We start from the raw sequence: 21553 nt of genomic DNA, 5'->3' as shown, positions 1-21553 counted from the left end.
ATCCATCACCATTAATTCACTCTGCTGTTGCAAAAAAGAGTACAGAGGTGCCATGAGTCCTTTTTCCCGTTTCGCCCACTATTTTATCGCCGTGGCCCGCTGCGGCAGCTTGCGCCGGGCCGCCGAGCAGCTGCATATCTCCGCCTCGGCAATTAACCGCCAGATCCTGCAGGCCGAGGAGGCCTTCGGCACCCCGCTGTTCGAGCGCCTGCCGGAGGGACTGCGGATGACCACCGCCGGTGAACTGCTGTATGACAATCTGCTGCGCTGGCAAAAGGAGTTTCGCCAGACCCGACAGAAATTTGATGAGCTGCAGGGGATGAAGCGCGGAAACGTCAGCGTTGGGATGGTGCAGGCGCTGGCGGAAGGGGGCTTCGCCGCCGCGCTGGCGGAGATCATCGCCAGCTGGCCGTGGCTGGAGCTGGATCTGCAGGTGGCCGACAGCCACACCGTCAGCCAGAAAGTGCGTCAGGCGGACCTGGACGTCGGCCTGATCCTCGATCCGCAGGGGCAGGCCGGACTCAGCGTGCTGGCCTTTGCCGAACTGGAAGTGGGGATTGTGATGCGTCCGGACCATCCCCTGGCGGGGGCGAAAGCGCTGTCTTTGGGCGAGCTCAGCCTGGAGCGGCATATCGTGCCCGGCGCGCCGCTGATCGTCCATGAGCGGGTGGCGCTCCTCTATCGCCACCATGACTTTGCGCCGGAGAATACCATCAGCTGCAATGATATCCGGCTCATCAAGTCGTTGGTGCTGCGCGGCAGCGGCGTGACGCTCCTCAGCCTGCTCGACGTGCTGGACGAGGTCCAGCGCGGACAGCTGGCCTTTATCCCGCTGCGCAGTACGCTGCTGCGACCGCTGACCCTGGCGCTGTGTACCGCGCCCTCGCGTCAGCTTTCGCGGCCCGCGCAAATGGCCATTCAGACGCTGAGTGCGGTGATTGAATCCATGGCGACGGTCAGCCCAGCGGCCCGCTGAGGATGGTGTCGCACATGCCGTTGATAATGCGCTCCCCGGTCTCCTCGCGCAGCTCCTGGTACCAGGCTTCGGTGAGCTGCATATCCTTCCCGTGGGTAATATCGCAGCGCTTGCGCGCCTTCAGCACCAGGTCACGAACCCGGTCGCAGCGCTGGGCCTCGTACTCGCGCAGGGCGGCCGCAATATCGTGGGTCTGGCGGAAAACGGCGCCCAGCACCACCGCATCTTCCATCGCCGCGCAGCCTCCCTGGCCAATATCCGGGGTGGTGCTGTGTCCGGCGTCGCCGAGCAGCGCGACGCGGCCGCGCACCAGGCGGCTGAACGGCTCGATATCATGGATTTCAATACGGTTGGTGGTCTGCGGGTCGAGGGTGGCGATAAGCTGCTGCACCGGCGGCGCCCAGCCGGCAAAATAGCGGCTGAGGTCGGCGCGCAGAGTGTCGCGATCCTCCGCCAGACCCGCCGGCAGCGGCACATCAAAGAAAAAATAGAACCGGCCGGCGGAGACCGGCATCAGCGAGACGCGCTTGCCTTCGCCGACAAAGGTGGTCCACTGGTCGCCGGGCGCCAGCGCTTCATCTATTTCCACCAGACCGTTCCAGTTGACGTAGCCGGCGTAGCGGCGCTGCGGGGTAAAGCCCAGCACCCACGGACGCAGTGCGGAATGGCTGCCGTCGGCGGCAATCAGCAGATCGCCGCTGGCGCTGCTGCCATCGGTAAACCACACCGTCACGCCGTCGGCATCTTCCTCACAGCGGGTGACGCGTTTGCCGAACTGCACGCTTTCCCGTCCCCAGAAATCCAGCATTTCCCGCTGCAGCTCTGCCCGGGAGACCGGGCAGGGGCGGCTGCCGGTGCGTTCGATCAGCGGGGCGAGACTGAACTGGGTCATGTTCTCGCCGCTGCGGAAATCACGATACGCCATCCGGCGCAGCGGCCCGCCGAAAGTCTCCATGATGTCACCCATGCCGAGGTGGGCCATGCACTTCACGCCGTTGGGCCACACGGAAATCGCCGCGCCGACCGGTTTGATCTCTTTCACCGCTTCATAGACGTCGCAGTCGATCCCCGACTGTTTGAGCGCCACTGCCGCACTTAAGCCGCCGATGCCGGCGCCAATCACGATTGCTTTCATTTTATTCTCCTTATCCAGATGTCGTGACTGACTCCAGCAATTTACGTACCAGTTCGCCGGAGGGAGGAAAACCGCCTGCTCAAAGCACAGCGATAGCTCACGGCGCACCGCATTGGTGCAATGTGACGTATTGGTTGCCTTTTTATGAATCAAAAGTTTCTTAATATTGCATCAGGAATCTATCGTTTCAGCGTGCTGATTTTCAGCGGTGCGGGGGTATACGTTAACAGAGTAATGTAAGCTAATGATTTTGCAGCATTAATGAAATTTTCTGGTCGCTTTTGTCGTCTCTGGCCTGCTTTGTGCACTAGCCCATGCACTTCTCTTTGCTATGGGATTACACCATGTCTGACGAACATCACAGTGGCTTGCTTTACGGCCTTGAACAGCGGATCCCACCGCTTCCGGCCTTTTTCAGCGCTCTCCAGCATGTGCTGGCGGGCCTGGTGGGGATCATCACGCCGCCGCTGATTATCGGCGCTACCCTCGGGCTTGGCGACTGGCTGCCGTATCTCATCAGTATGTCGCTACTGGCCTCGGGCATTGGCACCTTTCTGCAGTCCAATCGGGTATGGGGCGTTGGCGCCGGGATGATCTGCATGCAGGGCACCAGCTTCGCCTTCCTCGGCGTGACGGTGGCCGGAGGGATGTGGGTAAAAGCGCAGGGCGGCGGGCCGCAGGATATGATGGCGATGCTGTTTGGCGTTAACTTTGTCGCCGCTCTGGTGCCGGTGATTGTCAGCCGTTTTATTGAGCCGCTGAAAAAAATCTTTACCCCCATTATCACCGGCAGCGTGATTGCGCTGATCGGCATCAGTCTGATCAAAGTCAGCGTCATCAACTGGTGCGGTGGGGAAAAGGCCGAGGATTTCGCCAGCATGAGCAACATCGCGCTCGGGGCGGGCACCCTCGGGGTTATCGTCCTGCTGAGCTGCGCCAAAAACCGCTGGCTGCGTCTCTCCTCGGTGGTGGTGGGCATTGCCGTGGGCTGCGTCGCGGCAGGGCTGAGCGGTCAGTTCCATCTTCACAGCCTGGGCGACACTCTGTTTCGCCTGCCGACGCTGTTTCCGTTCGGCTTTCAGTTTAACAGCGCGATATTTCTGCCGGTCGCCCTGGTGTCGCTGGTTTGTATTCTGGAGGCGGTGGGCGATCTGACGGCCAACTCGCTGATTTCGCAACAGTCTATTGATGATCACGCTTTTCGTAACCGGCTGAAGGGCGGTATCCTGGCGGACGGTGTCAGCTGTATGGTGGCCGCCATGCTCTGTGCTTTTCCGAACACCACCTTCGCGCAGAACAACGGCGTGATCCAGATGACCGGGGTGGCCAGCCGCTATGTCGGACGCTACATTGGCGTGATTCTGATCCTGCTTGGACTGTTTCCCCCGGTGGGCGAACTGCTGCGGCAGATCCCGGCGCCGGTGCTGGGGGGCGCCACGATGGTGATGTTTGGCTGTGTAGTGGCGGCCGGGATCCGGATTATTACCCAGACCCCGCTGAGCCGTCGCGATGTGCTGATTGTGGGGCTGGCGTTTGGTGCTGGCCTTGGCGTGGAGTCAGTGCCGGCGTTTCTTAGCCATTTTCCGCCGATGGTCGGCGATCTGTTCGGTTCGGCGGCCACCAGCGGTGGGCTGGTAGCGATAGCGCTGAACCTTATTCTGCCGCAGGAGCAGGCGGCGACGAAAACGATAAGGAGTCAGGATGATCGCGCTGAGTCAGTTTAACGGCCTGAGTAAAGATGAGGCAGTGGGGCTGCTGGTCCCCTGCGTGGCGATCCCGGCCTGGGGCGAGACGCTGGTGAACTTGCGACCTTTTGCCAGCCGTCATGCGCTACTGCAGACCGCCCGTGAGGCGATGGATTACTGGGGAGAGGACGAGCTGAACGCGGCGCTCAGCGCCCATCCGCGGATCGGTGAAAAGCCGACCGGCGGCCAGGCGCACGCGGCGCTGTCGCGCCAGGAGCAGTCGGCGGTGGACAGCGAGAATGAGCGGCTCGCGCAGGCCCTGCAGGAGGGCAATGCCCGCTACGAGGCCCGTTTTGGCCGGGTGTTTTTAATCCGCGCCAAAGGGCGCAGCGGCGAAGCGATTTTACAGGCGCTGACGCGCCGACTGCAGCATACCGCCGACGAAGAAGTGACTGAGGCGCTTGCCCAGCTGCGAGAGATTACGATGTTAAGACTGGAAGGAGTGATTGGCGAATGAGTACCCTGAGCACCCATATTCTGGATATTTCCACCGGCAGGCCGGCGGAAGGCGTGACGGTCAGCCTGAGTCGGGAGGGCGAGACGCTGGTGACCCTGGTGACCAACGCCCAGGGGCGTATCGCCACCTTTAGCGCCGCACCGCTGCCGGCGGGGAGCTATTGCTTAACGGCGGAAACCGGGGCGTGGTTTGCCCGCGCCGGGCGGGAGAGCGTCTTTACCCGGGCGCAGATTGATTTTGTTATCGGCGAGGCGGCAGATGACCATTTCCATCTGCCATTTCTCATCGCCCCGGGCGGGTGGTCGACCTACCGCGGCAGCTAAACCCGGCAGCCCATTGCCGGGCGGCGCTGCGCTTGCCCGGCCTGGATCGTTACGGAGCGGACAGAGACAGCTCGTAGGCCCGGTAAGGCGCAGCCGCCACCGGGCATGTAAAGGTGTCTCCGGCCACCATCCTTCCTGTTTTATCCCCACACAAGGATAATTACCCACCTATCCCCTACAGGGGATAATCTTGACATTATCCCCTGTAGGGTATAAAACCAAGTTTATCCCGATAGGGGGATAAATGATGGTGAGGAACAAGGCGATGAATTCCCCGCAGATATACAGTCCCGTGCAGCTGGCCAATTATCTGAAGCTGCTGCGCCAGCAGAACCACTGGACCCAGGATGCGCTGGCCAGGCGGATCGGCATTAAGCAGGCCACACTGTCCAATTTTGAAAATCACCCCGACAAAACCACCTTAACCACGCTGTTTAAGATCCTCCAGTCGCTAGGGGTGGTGATGACGCTGAACGCCAAAGCCACAGAGACGGCGCCGGCTCCCGATAACAACACGGACCTTGACTGGTAATGGCGACGCTTACCACCTGGATGAACAATGTGCGCGTGGGCACCTTAACCCGCCAGGCTAACGGGGCGCACAGTTTTCGCTATGACGAAGAGTGGCTGCGCAGCCCGCGCGCCAGACCGCTCTCCCTCTCGCTGCCGCTGCAGTATGGCAATATCACCGCCGACGCGGTGTATCACTATTTTGATAACCTGCTACCCGACAGCCCGCAGGTCCGCGATCGGATCGTCAGGCGCTATCAGGCGCGCTCGAAGCAGCCGTTCGATCTGCTGGCCGAAGTGGGACGGGATAGCGTAGGGGCGGTGACTCTGCTACCGCCGGGGGAAGAGGCGCACCTCGAGGGGTTGCGCTGGCAGACGCTGGACGAGGCGCAGCTCACCGCTTTGCTGACCGCCTACCAGTCGGATATCCCTCTCGGGATGATTACCGGCCAGGATGATTTCCGTATCTCGGTGGCCGGCGCCCAGGAGAAAACGGCGCTGCTGCGGATGGGCGGGCACTGGTGTATTCCGCAGGGCACCACGCCGACCACGCATATCATTAAACTGCCCATCGGCGAGATAAAGCAGCCTAATGCGACGCTGGATCTGCGTGAAAGCGTGGATAACGAGTTTCTGTGCCTGGCGCTGGCCAGGGAACTGGGCCTGGCGGTGCCGGAGGCAGAGATTATCACCACGCCGCGGATCCGCGCGCTGGCGGTGACCCGCTTTGACCGGCGCTGGGCGCAGGAGGGACGGGTGCTGCTGCGTCTGCCGCAGGAGGATCTGTGTCAGGCCTTTGGCATCCCGTCGTCGATGAAATATGAATCTGACGGCGGGCCGGGTATTGCGGCAATCATGGCCTTTCTGCTGGGCTCCAGTGAAGCCCTGAAAGATCGCGCAGACTTTATGAAATTCATGGTCTTTCAGTGGCTGGTTGGGGCAACGGACGGGCATGCGAAGAACTTCTCGCTCTTTTTGCTGCCCGGTGGCAGCTACCGTCTAACGCCGTTCTACGACATCATTTCGGCGTTTCCGGTGCTGGGAGGTACGGGACTGCATCTGCGCGACCTGAAGCTGTCGATGGGGCTCAATGCCACAAAAGGGCGGAAAACAGAGATTAACGCCATCTATCCGCGTCATTTTCTGGCAACCGCCAAAGCGGTGAACTTTCCTGGGGAGCAGATGCTGGCGATCCTCCAGGAGTTTGCCGGGCATGTGCCGCAGGCAATCGAAAGCGCTCGCCGGACGCTGCCGGCGGACTTTTCCACCCACGTCTGGCGGGCCATTACGGAAAATATGCTGAAGCTGCACGCCCGCCTGCAGCAAGGGCTGCAGGCGTTATAGCGAAGCCGGCTGGCGGTTAGCTCTGCGGTTGCCCCCAGCGGCTGCGCAGATAGTTGACCGCCTGCCGGGTTTGCGGCTGATTGAGGTTATTTTCGCGGAACAGGATCGTGCCCTGGATCTGCGGCAGAGTTTCATTGAGGTCGAGCTGCTTTTTCAGCTCCGGCACGCCGCCATCCACCGTCCAGTCAGGCTCATTTTTGGACGGCTCACCCACTTTGTACAGCGCCACGCCGATATACAGCCGGGTATGCGTCGGCTTAACCACCTCGGCCCACCAGTTGGCCAGCACATCATAGCGCGCGGCATCGCGGGCAAACGGCCAGTAGATCTGCGGCGCGATGTAGTCGAGCAGTCCCTGCTGCACCCAGCTGCGGGTATCGGCATAGGACTCATCATAGGCGGCCGCGCCACGGGTATCGGACCCCGCCGGATCGTGCGAGCGGTTGCGCCACACCCCGGCCGGGCTCACGCCAAACTCGACGTTCGGATTGAGCTTTTTGATAGTAGTGGAAACCTGGGCTATGAGCTGCTGGGTGTTATGCCGGCGCCAGTCGCCCTTCGAGGCGTAACCCTGTCCGTAACGGCGGAAGGTTTCATTGTCGTTAAGCGGGGAAGAGGCGGTTTCGGTGTAGAAATAGTCGTCGAACTGCACGCCGTCAATCGGGTAGTTCTGCACCACTTCAGCGACGATGCTGGTGATCCAGTCCCGTGCTTCGGGAATGCCCGGGTCGAGGACAAAGCGATCGCTGGCGGTGCGGATCCAGTTACGGTGCAGGACGAACACGCTGGCCGGCACCTGCGTGAGGGTGTTATTCAGCTCGGCAACGGTCGACGGTTTGGTGTTAACTGAGACACGATAGGGGTTAAACCATGCGTGAACCTTCATACCGCGCTTGTGCGCTTCATCCAGCATAAACTGCAGCGGATCGTAGCCGGGGTATTCGCCGATTTTGCCGGTCAGCATATCGGACCACGGCAGAATGTCCGACCGCCAGAGCGCCGTGCCGTCGGGTTTCACCTGGAAAAAGACGGTGTTGATACCCAGGCGCTGCAGGTTATCGAGTTTGGCGATCAGCGCCAGCTTCTGCTGCGTGATGCGGCTTTCCGGCGTGCTGGCGATAATCGACCCGACCGGCGGCCAGTCAAGGCGCGACACGGTGGTGAGCCACACGCCGCGTACCGGCTCCCGGTGCGTCTGGCTGGCTTTGACGGCGGTAGTGTTCGGTGTCGTGACAAGGGATTTAGGGGCCTTACTGGTGCAGCTGAACAGCATGCCCACGGCAATGACGGCCGCACCGGCCAGCGCCACTTTGCTGGCTAAGGGGAATCGACGAGAATGGCTGATGATGAACTCCCGTGTAATCAGATCGTCGCGTGTAGCGGCTATTCTCTTACGATTCGTGGGTCAGAGCAATTCCTTCATCCGTCGGTTCTCCATCGCCTAGTCATAATGTAAGGTATAGGTCGCGACGGCCGACACCTGACCGGCGGTGATCCGGAGACGGGTCTGGTAGTAGCGGGCCGTGAGCGGCAGGATAAACCGGCCCGCACTCGCGCTGCCCAGCGTCATCTCATGATTCAGGGAAACCGGCTGGCGATGGTAAAGCAGTTGCACACCAATACCCTGCGCCCGATCGTCCGTGGCGTCATTGCGCAGAACGCCATGCCCCCGGGCGGTGAGGGGCTCCGCGCCGTCAACACGCAGGGAAATAGTCACAGCGCTGTTGCAATCCAGTTGCAGCGCGAAAGGCGTGTCGCCGGTGGTTTTGCCGACGCCGCCGAAGTGGTCAAGCATCGCGGCGGGCAGCTTAATCAGCGCTGGCGTGGCGTCATTCACGGAACATCCCGCGGTGTTGACCCTGCCGCTTAAGTCTAACGCGGCCAGCGGGGTATGCTCTGCCATTAAAAAGTGCTCGCTGTGATACTCAAGCTCGCCCGGTGTCGCCGCGGGACCGGTTTTAATAAGCTCAATCGTCAGGCGGAAATAGCCCAGTTTCCACACCGCATCAGGCAATATGGCCGGATTGTTCACCCGTTGGCTAAACGGCGAGGGCGTCGGCCGGTCAGGAAAACCGCCATAGCCGCCGATAGCGCGCAGCGATACGCGAACGCCAATGCCGGCGAGATTGGTTTGATAAACCGTCGGTCGCGTCGCTCCCCCGGACAGCAAACTGTTCAGCTGTAGCGGCGACAGCCCACGCGGGTCGTCCGCACAGCGGATCCACTGTTCGCCGCCGTCGCTAAGGCGATTCCAGGCGAAACTTTTGTGATACAGCGGGGTGCCCGGTCTGGCGTCAGCCGGAACGGTGAGTTGACCTACGTTCAGCCGAAGGGTGGTGGCCTGGCCGCGGACAAACACCGGCGTACAGGCCCATCCGCTGGCGGGGGGTAACAGGGCGAGTAACAGCGTCAGGGTGGCCCGACGCAGGAGAGTTAAAAAGGACATGTTAACGTCTGCTGTAAAATGAGTGGATGGGGTGTCTGCGCCAGCGTCGGGGTGAGATCGTAGCGGGCAGTACAGTGCTGCTGAGGGCCTGGCCCCCATTGTGCATACAGGGTGCCTTTCGGCGCCAGGCCGGCGAGGTACACCTGACCCTCGCTGGCAACGATGCTGCTGGTGTCTTTGGCGTGCACTTCGCTGCCAAAGGGCAGCGGTTGTCCCTGCGACTGCAGCGTAAACAGCGCCTTATAACCAACGTGGGTGTGAAAACGCGCCAGCACCACCGCGTCCTTAGTGGGAACCCGCGTCACGGTGCTGTTGGCCAGATCCACATTCTCCGGCAGCGAGTGGCTGTCGAGGGCGACGTCGTTGCGGTGATAGGCGGTAGCGAAGGGCAGCACGGCATATCCATCGCGATTGGTGGCGATGGTTCTCTGGTTGGCGAGGGTCACACCGCCGGCGCCACCGGCGTCAATCAGAACGACAGCGCCATTCATTTCCGGCGTAAAGACCACCCCGTGGCGGTGAATCAGGATACCTCCGCTGGCGCCGTAGTTCAGGCGAGTGGCCTGTGAGTCACGGCTGTAGCCGAGATTCAGATCGCCTCTTCCACTGCTGTAGCTGGCCGTCAGGCTGCCGCTGTGCCCGTTTTGCTGATCGAGGGTTTGGCTGACGGCGTAGCTGAGCGCGTGATTATCCAGCATGGTGCCATTGAGACTGACCATCTGACTGTCGGCGCTGTGGCGGGAGGAGGTCAGGGTATAGCCGGCATAGCTCCCCGGTAGCAGGTGGCTCAGCGCTACTGAAAGTGACAACGTCACCACTTTATCGGAATGCGGCTCGTCATTCTCCTCTTCTCCGTCGCTACTGTGCGCATCGCTGTAGCTGAGCGACCACGCGATACCGTAAACCTGGCTGCTGATCCCCATATTGGCGGTACGCTGTGGGGCGCCCCCTGACCAGTAGCTGTCCTGGTCGAGACTCAGATAGAGGGTGATATCGTACGGCAGGCTCTGGCTGGCGGTGATTTGCAGGGTCGTTTTTTTGTTGTCGTTATCCCGCGAGTCGGCGTCGGGATCCGGGCTGGAATACGCCTCGCTCAGCGTGGCATAGCGCTGATGCGAATAACGCCAGCCGGTGAAGGTGAATTGCGTGCCAAGACGTTCAAAACCTTTGCTGTACTGGAGCTGCCAGGCCCGGCCATCGATCGGATCCTGCTGGTGCTGGTCGCAGGCGTTTAACAGCTGCAGCGAGAGCGCCCCGGCATCACCCAGCCCCTGTCCCGCGCCGAACGAGAGGTTATGGTATTGCGCCGCGCTCTGCAGTCCGCCAAACAGCGTCAGGTTGTGGGCGAACCCGCGCATCAGCGACAACTGCATCATCAACGGCCGCTGGCTGCCATCGTCGCTATGATAGCGCCCGGCGACCAGGTTGTATTTCAGGCTGCCTTCGCGTTGCATGCTGGTGACCGATGCATACGGCTGGGTGAAGCGGCGGATTTCGCCATCCGACTCTTTGACGGCAACCTCAAGATTGCCGCTACTGGCGGTGGGATAAAGATCGTCAATCACGAACGCGCCAGGGGTGACGTAGGTTTGATACAGCACGTAGCCATTTTGCCGAACCGTGACCTGGGCGTTAGTTCTGGCTATCCCACGGATGGTCGGGGCAAAACCTTTCTGCGAGTCCGGGAGCATCGCATCGCTGGAGGCGAGGGCAATTCCCTGAAACTGTACCGCGTCGAACACATCGCCCGACGTGAAGGTATCCCCGAGCGTCAGTTCACTCCGCCAGCGCGTCAGATCGCGTTCAAGCCAGGCGCCGCTGGTGGTCCAGTGGGGCTTATCGTCGCTGTTGGCGGTCAGGCTGTTGCTGGCGCGCAGGCGCCAGGCGCCGGCGTTCACGCCACTTTTCAACATCAAATAGTTATCGCGCTCAGTGTTGCCCTCGCGGGTACGCTGGCTGGCGCCTGAATAGCGGTAATTGCTCTGAAAGGCGCTGATACCTTCATCCCACAGCGCAGAAGGAACATTATCCCTCGCCTGGCGCGTCATCAGCGCCTGGGGAAGGGTCATTGCCAGCCGCTGATGGGCAAAATCGAAATTGACCGTACTGCCCGGCAACAGCGTGGCGAGTTCGGGACATGAGCGGGAGGTTGCGCCGGACGCCTGGGATAGCACGGCCGGATTAACACCGGCCTGCAGCAGATCTTCCGGCTTAAGGCAGGGCGTCAACTGCCCGCGGTCATTCTGGCGAAACGTGATGATCTTACGGGCATCCAGGGTGACGCCGTTGACCTGCCAGCTGACCGGATAGTCGCCAGGCGGCTGGCTCGTTTGCTGATTGAAGCGCTGCAGATCCACCGCCGGCAAATGGTCGTTTTTTTCCAGCAGATCCATATTAAAGGTCGCCTGGGCGTGCAAGGGCGCGCTCTGTCCGCCCAGCAGGATGGAGAGGCTGACGACGGTAACGGTATGAGCCGGGCCGTGGCGCATCGCAACATCAGGCTTTTAGTGCGCCGAAACGGGAGCGCTAAACGTCTGCACAGCGCCAAAATCATCCAAAATGTGCCAGCTCACCTGGCGGATGCAGGCCTCGCCGGGCAGGGCGTACTCTTCACGGCTGTGAGGGGCAATCACGCTGTGCTCAAGCGGTGTTTTCTGGTTCTGGCCCGCGCAGGTGAGCGTGGTGATAGTCACATAATAGGGGGAGGTATTCTCCCCCTGCAGGTGGTTGCCACTGACGTGCCAGCGCAGGTGCTGCGCCGCGTCGAGCGCCGAGCCGGGGAGTCCTGCCGGGCGATAAATGAGCTTAAGTTGATTCTTAATAGCAAATTGCAGAATGTTCTCGCCAGCCGGCGCGGTATTGGCAGGAATCACTTTGATATTCAGGGTGAACAAACTTTCCCGATCGTTTGGCAGTTGCGCCGAGGTTAATAATACGCGCAGATCGTTGCTGTCTCCAGCATCCAGACGGAACAATGGCGGGGTGACGATAAACGGTGATTTATTATTATCAGCCAGATCGTCTACCCAGCTCTGAATAAGTACCGGATCGTGAGGATTGGTGTTTTTTACCGTGATGTCGGCCTCATGACTTTGTTCATTATAAATGACACGCGTGCCGGCAATGGCAACCCCGGCAGCAGACGCCAGGAGCGGACAAAAGAGAAGGCTCAGGAAAAAAGCCATTTTATAACACTGCATAATTGAGGATCCGGTCACGAGGAATGAAAATAAGGGCAGGGGATGCTGCCCTCGGTAAAAGCGGCAATCAGCACATTCTATTCATATACAATATCAATATTGGCTGTGGCATTAATATTGCCGGCGGTGACATCCAGGGAGGAATCGCTCTTCAGATCGGCAATAAAATTAAAGGCAATATCACCGTTTTCGTCGGCTTGCGAAACCGCCGTTTTGCTCTGTTTGTCAAAGGTCAACTGAGTGCCTTCCGTTGAGCCGTCAGGGGAAGAGAAGACTTCAATGCCCACCCCTTTGGCGGTATCCGCGGCATCGGAGAGCGCCAGCACGGCGGCGGTGGTGCCGTTAGCATTGGTGTCCGGGGTACCCTCCAGGCTAATGCTGATATTCTGCGCCAGCGGGCAGCCGGTCAGGTTGATGGTAAACGGTGTTTCTGCGGTTTTCGCTTCATGTGATTTCAGCGCCGACATATCGACGTTGCCAAAATCGACATTCACATCGCCACCGTTGTTGGCGATCTGGCACGACTCGTTAATAATTTTACCGGTGAAATTCAGTGTGCCCGCCGCGCGGGCGGGGGTCACAGTAGCCAGACTGAAGGCCAGCAGTGAACCCACAACCAGCAGGGTGCCTTTTTCTTTCATACTCAAACCTTATTAAATAATCACAAGTTAATTAAATCGTTTAACATTTTTAAAGCATGTTTTTTATTTCTGTTCACAAAAAACGGTAAGCATCACTAATGTATCTTGCCGTCGGGGGCGGGATTATACGGAGAACGTCGTAAAGGCCCATGGATAAGGTGTGTTAAGCTGTAACAATCTTTATTTTTTGGTGTAAGTATAATCTCATTTAATATTGTAATTGGGTTCTATATACAGAATGTATTATTTCCCGGGAACGCCTGTTTTGGCAAAGTTCTGGCAAAAAATTGCTGTTATTCCCGGCAGTTGACCGGAGAGGGCAGAATAATCGTTTACGCTGCCGCTATTTTGCCGTAGCGTGAAGATCGCGGCAGGAAGCCGCAGGTTGGATGGCACAGAACGATTCTGTGCCGCGCAGTGTCACTCGCTATCAAGGAAGATTGCTATGTCTCCGCTCCGTCTCGCTCTAATATGTCTGTGTCTGGCGCCGTTGGCGTCGTCTGCTGCGCGCTCCGGTCAGGTTCATTTTTCGGGACGTGTCATCAATCCGGCCTGTCTTATCGCGCCGCAGCGCAATCGTATCGATGTTTCGTGCCAGCACCGTTCACCGGAACAGGTCGCCTTGACAGACAACCCCCCTCGCTATGCCATGCCGGATGATCGCGGTGAGGTCAGTCTCCACTGGCGAAATGCACAGCACAGTGAAGCGGATGTCATTATTCGCTATCGCTAAGGTAAGAAAAACGCGGTGAAGGGTAAGCGGATGCAGGACGTAAAGGGTAACGCGGTGGGCGGTTTAAGCGCGCGTCAGCAGTGACTACTGGGGTGACGTGCACGTAGAGTACATTTCATGAAAACAATCCTTGCCGTCGTCCGACAGCAGAGTATCGCCTCAGTCGGGTTCCCAGGCGAGGATATCACCGGGCTGACATTCCAGCGCCTCGCAGATGCGGGACAGGGTATCAAAACGGATGCCTTTGACTTTTCCCGACTTGAGCAGCGACAGGTTCTGTTCGGTAATGCCTACAAAGGCCGCCAGCGCCCTGGACGTCATCTTTTTTTCCACCAGCAGTTTGTCCAGATTCACCACCACAGCCATCGTTAAATAAACTCCTTATTCTCTTCTTCAGCACGGATCCCGTGGAGCATGGCGTGAAATGTCACAAACAGCAAGCTTCCTGTCAGAAGCAGCACCCCGTCGCTGAGCAGAAACACCACCTGATAATAAGGCTGCGGCCACCAGGCGAGCAGCGGGATCAGAAAGCGGCACACCGGCAACAGGATCCCCATGCCCACCATGGCCAGAGCGATGTAACGAACGCTGTGCGCCAGGGAGAGGCTGAGCACGCTGCGCTGGCGGACGCTACGGGTTACCTTCATGCCCTGCCAGATAGCGAACGCGAACAGCCCGGCCGGAAGATACAGCAGGGCCAGCAGCAGCAAACGTCTCGCCATCCCCGGCGCCTGGGCCGGGTTGTCGGTTAACGGCACTTCAGCAAAGTGCAGCAGGGTGGAAAGAAAATATCGTTCGCCGGTAAAGAAAATCCACAGCGGCATGATCAGGGCGAGCATAAAAAAGAGGGGCAGTATGCCGCTAATAATAGCCAGACTCAGCCGGGTTCTGGATTGCTTCACAATTTACCTTCCTGATTGATGAGAATAATTAAAGCACCAGCCGCGCCAAGCATGACATAAGGGCCACGGCGAAGACAACGCTCATCGCCCGGACGCCGCGACGACGGCTGGCAAACCACGGACGGGTCCAGACGCGGTAGAGGCTGAGGGTGATGAACGACGCCTGGATGGTCCAGGTCAGCATCCGAAACAGGTAGCCCATTTTGCCGAGATTCTGCAGGGTCTGGAAAACCTCGGCGAGATAAATAACCCCGGTCGCCAGCAAAACATAATTGAGCAGGCGTATTTTTCGCTGCGCCAGCCAGTCGCCGGAAATAAACAGGATCACCGACAACAGCGTTAACAGCGCCCAGAGGATGTCAATTCCGTTCATTACGCGCCTCCTGTTCATCAGGGGTGGCAGCCAGTAAGAGCTTGATGGCAGGTCCGATCACCGGCCAGGCGGTATCGGAGAGGATCACTACCGCGGTCTGTCGCTGTCGGTCGAAGGCCATCATTGCCTCAAAGCCGCCACTCTGCCCGTCATGCCAGACGATCTCCCGTCCGCGGACGCGGGTAGTGAACCAGGCATAACCCACCCGGGAATCGGGATCATCGGTGGCGAACAGGGAGTGCATACCTTCACTGCCCGCCAGGTTTGCTGCCAGCAGCGCCTGGGCATATTTCGCCATATCGACAATCGTGGCGCGGACGCCGCCGGCGGGGGCGAAGGCGTCCATCACCCATGGCTGCTGAGGGAAACCAGGGGCTGACCAGCCCATGGTAAACGTCGGCGAGGCTGGAGTATTGTGCCGGGCCACTTCCGCGCCCTGCATTCCGGCGGGGGTAAAGACCCGTTGCGCCATCAGTGTGGCAAAATCGCGATGGGACGCCCGCTCCAGCGCCAGTCCGAGCAGGGCAAACCCGGCGTTGGAATAATCAAACCATTTCGTCGGCTGCAGGGTGGCCTGGTTCATCATCGCGATCAGCGCGGGTCGATCGTAGCGCCAGGGATTCTGCCGCCGGGCAATATCGCTCAGAATAGCCAGCCGCTGCCCAACCGACGCGGTGAGCGGTGGCAGTCCTGAACGGTGAGAAACCAGTTGCTCCAGGGTAACATCCCGCACCGGGCTGACAATCTCCGGGACCAGCGCCGACACCGGCGTCTGCGCGGTGACTTCGCCGCGGCGAATAGCCTCCAGCAGCAGGCTGGCGGTCATGGTTTTGCTCAGGCTGGCGATCTCATACTGTGTCGTATACTCGCTCCCCCACAGACCGTAGCGCACCCCCTGAGGCGTAATCAGCGCTGCGGCGACCTGTCCGCGGGCGCCATTAAGCAGGGGCGTTAATATCGAGACCAGCTGTTTATCCCCCGTCGTCCGGGAGCTGGGGGGATGAAAGCCGGGCTGCAGGGCGATCCCCGCCGCCACGATGACGGTAAAAACCAGCACGGCGGCAATGATCTGTCTGTCCCGGCGATAGCGGTTCCAGCGCATGTTTTCTCCTTAACGCGGTACGAAATCCAGGTGAGGGAATACCGCTTCTCCCTGGTGTTAAAGTGAGCGCAGGTTAGCCTGGTGTTTATCGTTTTACAATAAATTTTTATCGTTTTATGATTAACTTTATGAGGAGTAAAGCAGACACTCCCGGCGCGGTGTGGAGAACGCGGGGGGCAATAGAGGCCTGGGGATAAAGTGCGCTGACGAAGGGAGGTACTCGCCAGCGAGAAATGTCGGCTATGCCGGTATACCGGGAGAAGAAAACTTAGCGGATCCGCGACTGCTCGTCGTCGCGTAGCGTCAGCACCTCAAATCCGTTGGCGGTGACGGCCACGGTGTGCTCCCATTGCGCGGAGAGTTTTTTATCGCGGGTGACGACCGTCCAGCCATCTTTTTTGGTTTTGATGCGGCTGTCGCCCTGGTTCACCATCGGCTCAATGGTGAACACCATTCCTTCGCGCAACACGGCGCCTTCCCCGGGGCGGCCGTAATGCAGCACCTGCGGTTCCTCATGCATTTCCTGGCCGACGCCGTGACCGCAATATTCTCTGACCACGCTGTAGCCATGGTCCTCGACCCAGCGCTGAATAGCGTGACCAATATCGCCCAGCGTCGCGCCAGGTTTCACCACCTCAATGCCTTTCCACATCGCTTCATAGGTGGTCTTTACCAGCCGGCGGGCCAGCGGGGAGACATCGCCTATCAGGTACATCTTGCTGGAGTCGGCAATCATGCCCGCTTTCTTCAGGGTGATATCGACGTTAACAATCATCCCGGCGCGCAGATGTTCGGTCGCTTTGGGGATCCCGTGGCACACCACATCGTTAATGGAGGTGTTCAACACATAGGGAAAATCGTATTGCCCCTTGCTGGCCGGGCGGGCATGCAGCTGGTTGACGATAAAATCTTCCACTCGATCGTTAATCGCCATCGTCGTTACGCCGGGAACGATAAAGGTATCCAGCATATCAAACACCGACGCCAGCAGCTGGCCGGCATGGCGCTGACGTGCGAGTTCATCGGCGGTTTTAATGATTATTGATGGCATTGATTACCTCCAGCAGACGGTCAGAGCCGGATTTCAGCATCAGCAGTTTGATCTGCTGGTGGTTAAGCTCGGGGTAGAGCTCGCTCATCATGCCCAGACGGATCCAGTATTCCGCCTGGGCATTGACGGAGCGGGACATAGCTTTGCTGGCATCACGAATATCATCGTGCAATAGATCGGAGATTTTGACGATTCCCATAGAGACAGTCCATATATGATTCGTATATGTATCGTATACAGGCCGGCACGGGATGTCATGGGCATTTTGTGTCGTGACCGGGGGGAGGCGAGAGGCCCACGCAAAAAAGCCCGACCAGCGGGCTTATTTTCAGCATTTTTTTCGGGTTAATCATTCGCGCCATTCACCATGGCGAAAATACCCATTAGATTATCGGTATGCAGAATGAAAATAACATGACGGCGGCGAAGCGCGGCGCATCAATATATTTAATGCAGGTGTTAATTTTGCGTATGAATATTCTCCCGTCAGGCCGGGAATCCGGAGGAGTTACAGCGCGTCAGTGAGTTTATCCACCACCACTTTACCCGCATTATCGAACTGCGTAATGCGAAAGCTGTCGCTCCAGGAGCGGCGGGTGGTGAAACGGTCGAACAGGGATACCCGACCTTTACGCTGACCATCTTTACTCAAAATAACCCATTCAGTCACCGCAGAATAATGCTGGCTATTGTCATGACGGCTCTGTTGTTCAACAAGCTGGTCTTCTTTTTCCACTTTTAAATAATCACGCAACATATTTAACCTCCATAGAAAGTATTATTAACATTACTCCTTTTATTTATTCTTTCAATCAAACTTTTTAATCAATAAAAGTAACTATTAGTGGGCGACCTAAGTGCAAAAATCGTCAGATTGTCATTACCCGGCGCAGTGGATTCCACTACGCTTAACAGAGCTGTCTGGCGCGCTATCTGCGGTTGCCAGGGCCAGAAAGGCGGCAACAAAACGTCTTAACCTTGTATTCATCATGGGCGTTGTTCTGCTATATCTAGTGCGTTTTGCCACGACCGAGCCACAGAGAGCGCTGTACCATGAGTAACGATCACCTGACGGATATCGCCTATCGTCACTTTATTGAAAGTGTTAAAGATTATGCCATATACATGCTGAGCACTGACGGTATGGTCATCAGCTGGAACGAAGGTGCCCGCCGGGCAAAAGGGTACCTGAGCGACGAGATCATCGGTTGCTACTTCGGTCTCTTCTATAGCGAATCTGAGCAACTCTCCGGTGTACCGGCGAAAAACCTGGAAATCGCCCTGCGTAGCGGACAGTTCGAAGGGGAAGGCTGGCGTTACCGCAAAGACGGCTCCCGATTCTGGGCGCATGTCATGATCGATACCATCCGCGATGAGCAGAACACCCTGCTGGGTTTTGCCAAAATCACTCGTGACATCAGTGAACAAAAAGCGATTAATGACCGCATCGCATGGATGGCGCGCTACGATGCGCTGACTGGTTTACCTAACCGGGTGGAGTTCTTTGAGCGGGTGGAAAAGCTGATCACCGGTAATGATGCCCGCCGCTTTGCCATTTTCACCATCGATTTAGACAAGTTTAAAGAGATTAATGACCTGCAGGGCCATCTGATTGGTGACCAGCTGCTGCAGCGTGTGGCAGGCGCCGTGCTGAAAACGCTGCAGAAGGAGGAGATGGTCGCGCGCTTTGGCGGCGATGAGTTTGTGGCCGTTAAACCTTTTGCCGATGAGGGTGAAGTGGATGCCTTTGCTGCGCGCCTCTGGCACTGCTTCAGCGGTAAGCAGACGTTTGCCGCGACGGAAGTGGTTCTCTCCGCCAGCATTGGCATCTCGGTCTACCCGGAGGACGGTACGGATATTAACACGGTACTGAGCAATTCCGATCTGGCCATGTATCGGGCAAAGAGCAGTCTCGACCACAAGATTTGCTGGTACGAACGTGAAATGGATGACAAGACGCGGCAGCGCAATATGATGGCCGCCGATATCCGGCGCGGTATTCACGCAGGAGAATTTTCGCTCCACTATCAGGCTATCCGCAACATCAAAGACCGCCGGATCACCGGTTACGAGGCGCTGCTGCGCTGGCAGCATCCGCAGCTGGGGCCGATCCCGCCTGACGTGTTTATTCCCATCGCCGAAGAGAGCGGCGCCATCGTGCCCTTAGGTTACTGGGTGCTCGAGCAGGTGTGTAACGAATCGCTGGAAAAGGGTCTCAACAGAAAAGTTTCGGTCAATATCTCGCCGGTGCAGTTGCGTCACCGCAGCTTTATCGAAAAAGTCCGCGAGATCCTGATGCGTACCGCCTATCCGGTCAGCCTGCTTGAGTTTGAAGTGACGGAGACGGCGTTCATCATCAATAAGCAGCTGGCCTTTAGCGTCCTGCATCATCTGCAAAAAATGGGGATCAGTATCGCGCTCGATGACTTCGGTACCGGCTACTCCTCCCTGAGCATGCTGCGCGATTTCCATTTCGACGTGATTAAACTCGACCGCAGCTTTATGCTTGATGTGGAGAGTAATCCCCAGGTCCGCTCATTCGTGCGGGCCATCATTTCGCTGGGAAATTCAATTAATACGCCGCTTATCGCCGAGGGTGTGGAAACCGCCGGGCAACTGCAGATCCTCGAAGAGGAAGGGTGTGACGAGATGCAAGGCTTTCTGTTCGGCGAGCCGGTGGATATTAAACACCTGCCTCCGTCGTCCTGATACGCCCACCGGCTGCGGGTGGGCGCTGCGTCATTACTGATGCGCCAGCGGAGCCTGCCCGGAAAGATGCAGCAGAGCCGACTGCAGCGAGACGTCAAACATCTGACCGTGCGTCATACCAGGGTAGCGCCAGAAAGCCACCGTCAGGCCTTTGTCGGCCAGCTGCTGCTGAGTGTGTCGCAACAGACTCAGGGAAGCCACGTGGCCGGTGGGTTCCCGGGCAGCTTTGCCATCACCTTCCAGCAGATACAGCGATTTCCCGATGAAGGCGGTGGCGCTTAAAGCTTCGCTGCCCTTCAGCGGAGATTCCTGCGCCTGGCCCAGCGACGGGCTGGCCGAATAATAGAGATGAAACAACGAGGTCTTCCGCCACGCGTCGAGCACAAACAGCCCGCCGTAGGAGTGGCCCCAGATCGCGCGCTGGTGGGGATCTATTTTCAGGTGAGCTTCCGTTTGCGGCACCATTGTTTCGGTCAGCAACTGACGAAACAGGTCATTACCTCCGGTTTTTCGCGGCGGCAGCGCGGGTTTCCCGACTTGCGGTTTGAAGGCCTTTAGCGGAGGAGTGTAATCCCAGGCCCGGGCGGCGGTATCGAAGGGCAGCGTTGTCTGGTAACCGATAGCGACGATCACCGGCGGGGAGCCGGCGGAGAGCTGCTGCAGAAGGGCGTCGTTAAGCTTATCCATCACCGCGTTACCATCCAGCATATACAGCACAGGATAGCCGGCGGCGGGCGGGGCTTTGTCCGGCACGGCAGTCCACACCCGGTAGTGGCGTTCGCCATCGGCGGAGTCATACTGACGTTGCGTAAAATGATAGTACGCTGACCCTTTATCGGCGATGTTTGGCCCCAGCGGCTGAAGATCCGGTCGGGCGGTGCTACCGCTACTGTAGAAGAGCACGCCAACCGCCAGCGTCAGCAGCCCGCGCGCCCGGATGCTCCTTGAATTCCGCTTCACCTTGTCTAACCCCCTGTATTCTTTGAGCTGTCATTTTGTTGGGCTGACACGGTAACACAGCTTGTTTGATAATGGTTCTCATTTCTTTTGTGCGCTTTGGATCTGCGTGGGATACCGGACGGGGCTGGTGGGGGGGCGAAGCGAAAACGCAGGATACATGGCCGCCTGTCGGCGGCCATCAGGACACGGTCAGGGATCGCCGTTGATGCTACGCAACAGCCTTTTTACCAGCGGGATGAGCGCAATAAGCACCAGCGCAATAACCACGATCAGTAACAGCGTCAGCCCTTTATGATGACTGATAAGCACCCACAGCATCGCCAGCGTCATGAGATGATCCTTGCATTAACAGCGTTAACCACCGCCAAGGTGAATGAAATTTAACAGAATGGTGATGACCACCCAGGCCAGCAGCAGAAAGCGTCGTTTATCGCGTCGAGCTTCCAGCGCAGCGAAATAATTAGCGCTGTACCAGGTTGATATAATAATAGCCAGCGTGATGATGACCTGCCAGACCACTTCGCTAAAGCCCGTCACGATGCTTATCGCGCGAAAGCAAAGCACAATCGCGATGCCGTTAAGCGCGTTACACATCAACCATCCCCACAGGCTTGAGGGACGGCTAAAGAAATATCCAAGTCGTAAAACCAATGTCGTATACACCTTGCCAAAATAATCGCGCTGTAAAATGCAGTTTAATGCCCGACGAGGTATTGATATAAATCAAAATTAATGGAATAGCGCAGTAATCACTGGCATGCAGCGATCGCAGCATGGCAATGGAAAGGCGTAGAGAATGGTGGGTAAAAAAACGAAATCACTTGTTTTTATTGGTGTTTTTTTTAAAATTTATTGTGGCAGTGAAATATTCTCCATGGCCCATTTAACAATATGACGGTAATTTCCATTGTTATTATTTTATGTAGCTCTATCACCAGCTAAATTA

At 58.0% G+C, this 21553-nt stretch carries 24 protein-coding genes; 8 read left to right on the top strand and 16 right to left on the bottom strand.

The window, feature by feature from the left end:
• Positions 1-52: 52 nt before the first annotated feature.
• Positions 53-976 carry a LysR family hpxDE operon transcriptional regulator HpxR gene (gene hpxR, locus R0140_RS13825; protein WP_032739896.1) on the top strand — a complete coding sequence of 308 codons (924 nt, stop codon included), beginning with the start codon at positions 53-55 and terminating at the stop codon, positions 974-976.
• Here the strand turns inward: hpxR and hpxO are convergent.
• Positions 957-2111 carry an FAD-dependent urate hydroxylase HpxO gene (gene hpxO, locus R0140_RS13820; protein ID WP_008804924.1) on the bottom strand — a complete coding sequence of 385 codons (1155 nt, stop codon included), beginning with the start codon at positions 2109-2111 and terminating at the stop codon, positions 957-959. The genes hpxR and hpxO overlap by 20 nt on opposite strands.
• A gap of 344 nt (positions 2112-2455) precedes the next feature.
• On the opposite strand from hpxO, the gene R0140_RS13815 reads away from it, so the two are divergent.
• The 5 genes from R0140_RS13815 (at position 2456) to R0140_RS13795 (ending at position 6490) form a co-directional block, all read left to right on the top strand.
• Entirely contained in the window at positions 2456-3835 is a 1380-nt protein-coding gene (locus R0140_RS13815; RefSeq protein ID WP_012968246.1) for a nucleobase:cation symporter-2 family protein, read from the top strand.
• Positions 3813-4313, top strand: a complete 501-nt coding sequence (gene uraD / locus R0140_RS13810) for a 2-oxo-4-hydroxy-4-carboxy-5-ureidoimidazoline decarboxylase (RefSeq protein WP_023297604.1) — start codon at positions 3813-3815, stop codon at positions 4311-4313. The genes R0140_RS13815 and uraD overlap by 23 nt, the downstream gene beginning before the upstream one ends.
• On the top strand, positions 4310-4636 hold the full coding sequence (gene uraH / locus R0140_RS13805) for a hydroxyisourate hydrolase (RefSeq protein ID WP_008804921.1): 327 nt from the start codon (positions 4310-4312) through the stop codon (positions 4634-4636). The genes uraD and uraH overlap by 4 nt, the downstream gene beginning before the upstream one ends.
• Positions 4637-4901: 265 nt before the next feature.
• Positions 4902-5168 carry a type II toxin-antitoxin system antitoxin HipB gene (gene hipB, locus R0140_RS13800; RefSeq protein WP_008804920.1) on the top strand — a complete coding sequence of 89 codons (267 nt, stop codon included), beginning with the start codon at positions 4902-4904 and terminating at the stop codon, positions 5166-5168.
• Complete coding sequence (locus R0140_RS13795; protein ID WP_008804919.1) at positions 5168-6490, top strand: type II toxin-antitoxin system HipA family toxin; 1323 nt, start codon at positions 5168-5170, stop codon at positions 6488-6490. Before hipB ends, R0140_RS13795 begins: the two co-directional genes overlap by 1 nt.
• A gap of 16 nt (positions 6491-6506) precedes the next feature.
• Here R0140_RS13795 and R0140_RS13790 read toward each other — a convergent pair whose 3' ends face one another.
• From R0140_RS13790 to R0140_RS13770, 5 genes are all read right to left on the bottom strand, one after another.
• Positions 6507-7799, bottom strand: a complete 1293-nt coding sequence (locus R0140_RS13790) for a glycoside hydrolase family 10-like protein (protein ID WP_012968243.1) — start codon at positions 7797-7799, stop codon at positions 6507-6509.
• Positions 7800-7931: 132 nt separating this feature from the next.
• On the bottom strand, positions 7932-8936 hold the full coding sequence (locus R0140_RS13785) for a fimbrial protein (RefSeq protein ID WP_032739902.1): 1005 nt from the start codon (positions 8934-8936) through the stop codon (positions 7932-7934).
• Entirely contained in the window at positions 8924-11425 is a 2502-nt protein-coding gene (locus R0140_RS13780; RefSeq protein WP_317703818.1) for a fimbria/pilus outer membrane usher protein, read from the bottom strand. Before R0140_RS13780 ends, R0140_RS13785 begins: the two co-directional genes overlap by 13 nt.
• A 15-nt stretch (positions 11426-11440) precedes the next feature.
• Positions 11441-12136 (bottom strand): fimbrial biogenesis chaperone, encoded by a 696-nt coding sequence (locus R0140_RS13775; protein ID WP_048963773.1) that lies wholly within the window; start codon positions 12134-12136, stop codon positions 11441-11443.
• A gap of 77 nt (positions 12137-12213) precedes the next feature.
• Positions 12214-12777 (bottom strand): fimbrial protein, encoded by a 564-nt coding sequence (locus R0140_RS13770; RefSeq protein WP_070611642.1) that lies wholly within the window; start codon positions 12775-12777, stop codon positions 12214-12216.
• Between the two features lie 445 nt (positions 12778-13222).
• Between R0140_RS13770 and R0140_RS13765 the strand changes: the two genes are divergently transcribed.
• A complete protein-coding gene (locus R0140_RS13765; protein WP_072023769.1) occupies positions 13223-13510 on the top strand; it encodes a type 1 fimbrial protein in 288 nt (95 codons plus the stop codon).
• 159 nt (positions 13511-13669) lie between these two features.
• Here R0140_RS13765 and R0140_RS13760 read toward each other — a convergent pair whose 3' ends face one another.
• The 7 genes from R0140_RS13760 to R0140_RS13730 all read right to left on the bottom strand — a co-directional run bounded on the left by R0140_RS13760 (position 13670) and on the right by R0140_RS13730 (position 17695).
• Positions 13670-13876 carry a helix-turn-helix domain-containing protein gene (locus tag R0140_RS13760; protein WP_004205917.1) on the bottom strand — a complete coding sequence of 69 codons (207 nt, stop codon included), beginning with the start codon at positions 13874-13876 and terminating at the stop codon, positions 13670-13672.
• Between the two features lie 2 nt (positions 13877-13878).
• Positions 13879-14412: a hypothetical protein gene (locus R0140_RS13755; protein WP_032739904.1), complete on the bottom strand. Its 534-nt coding sequence runs from the start codon at positions 14410-14412 to the stop codon at positions 13879-13881.
• A 28-nt stretch (positions 14413-14440) separates the two neighbouring features.
• Entirely contained in the window at positions 14441-14785 is a 345-nt protein-coding gene (locus R0140_RS13750; RefSeq protein ID WP_012968238.1) for a hypothetical protein, read from the bottom strand.
• Positions 14772-15887 carry a serine hydrolase domain-containing protein gene (locus R0140_RS13745; RefSeq protein WP_317703817.1) on the bottom strand — a complete coding sequence of 372 codons (1116 nt, stop codon included), beginning with the start codon at positions 15885-15887 and terminating at the stop codon, positions 14772-14774. Before R0140_RS13745 ends, R0140_RS13750 begins: the two co-directional genes overlap by 14 nt.
• A gap of 268 nt (positions 15888-16155) precedes the next feature.
• Positions 16156-16938: a type I methionyl aminopeptidase gene (gene map, locus R0140_RS13740; protein WP_117144863.1), complete on the bottom strand. Its 783-nt coding sequence runs from the start codon at positions 16936-16938 to the stop codon at positions 16156-16158.
• Positions 16919-17137, bottom strand: coding sequence for a ParD-like family protein (locus R0140_RS13735; RefSeq protein ID WP_002904808.1), 219 nt, complete (start codon positions 17135-17137; stop codon positions 16919-16921). Before R0140_RS13735 ends, map begins: the two co-directional genes overlap by 20 nt.
• 309 nt (positions 17138-17446) lie before the next feature.
• Complete coding sequence (locus R0140_RS13730) at positions 17447-17695, bottom strand: hypothetical protein (protein WP_008804908.1); 249 nt, start codon at positions 17693-17695, stop codon at positions 17447-17449.
• A gap of 296 nt (positions 17696-17991) precedes the next feature.
• On the opposite strand from R0140_RS13730, the gene R0140_RS13725 reads away from it, so the two are divergent.
• Positions 17992-19647 (top strand): putative bifunctional diguanylate cyclase/phosphodiesterase, encoded by a 1656-nt coding sequence (locus R0140_RS13725; RefSeq protein ID WP_012968236.1) that lies wholly within the window; start codon positions 17992-17994, stop codon positions 19645-19647.
• 33 nt (positions 19648-19680) lie between these two features.
• Here R0140_RS13725 and R0140_RS13720 read toward each other — a convergent pair whose 3' ends face one another.
• The 3 genes from R0140_RS13720 to R0140_RS13710 all read right to left on the bottom strand — a co-directional run bounded on the left by R0140_RS13720 (position 19681) and on the right by R0140_RS13710 (position 21201).
• Positions 19681-20607, bottom strand: a complete 927-nt coding sequence (locus R0140_RS13720; RefSeq protein WP_032739906.1) for an alpha/beta hydrolase — start codon at positions 20605-20607, stop codon at positions 19681-19683.
• 189 nt (positions 20608-20796) lie between these two features.
• Positions 20797-20937, bottom strand: a complete 141-nt coding sequence (locus R0140_RS13715; RefSeq protein ID WP_012541739.1) for a hypothetical protein — start codon at positions 20935-20937, stop codon at positions 20797-20799.
• A 24-nt stretch (positions 20938-20961) separates the two neighbouring features.
• Positions 20962-21201, bottom strand: a complete 240-nt coding sequence (locus tag R0140_RS13710) for a hypothetical protein (protein ID WP_008804905.1) — start codon at positions 21199-21201, stop codon at positions 20962-20964.
• Positions 21202-21553: the final 352 nt, after the last annotated feature.

Origin of the sequence: Klebsiella sp. w6 (assembly GCF_033100215.1) — a bacterium.
Taxonomy (GTDB): Bacteria; Pseudomonadota; Gammaproteobacteria; order Enterobacterales; family Enterobacteriaceae; genus Klebsiella; species Klebsiella variicola.
Note: the sequence above shows the minus strand (reverse complement) of the source record. Positions and strands in the feature narration are given on the sequence as shown.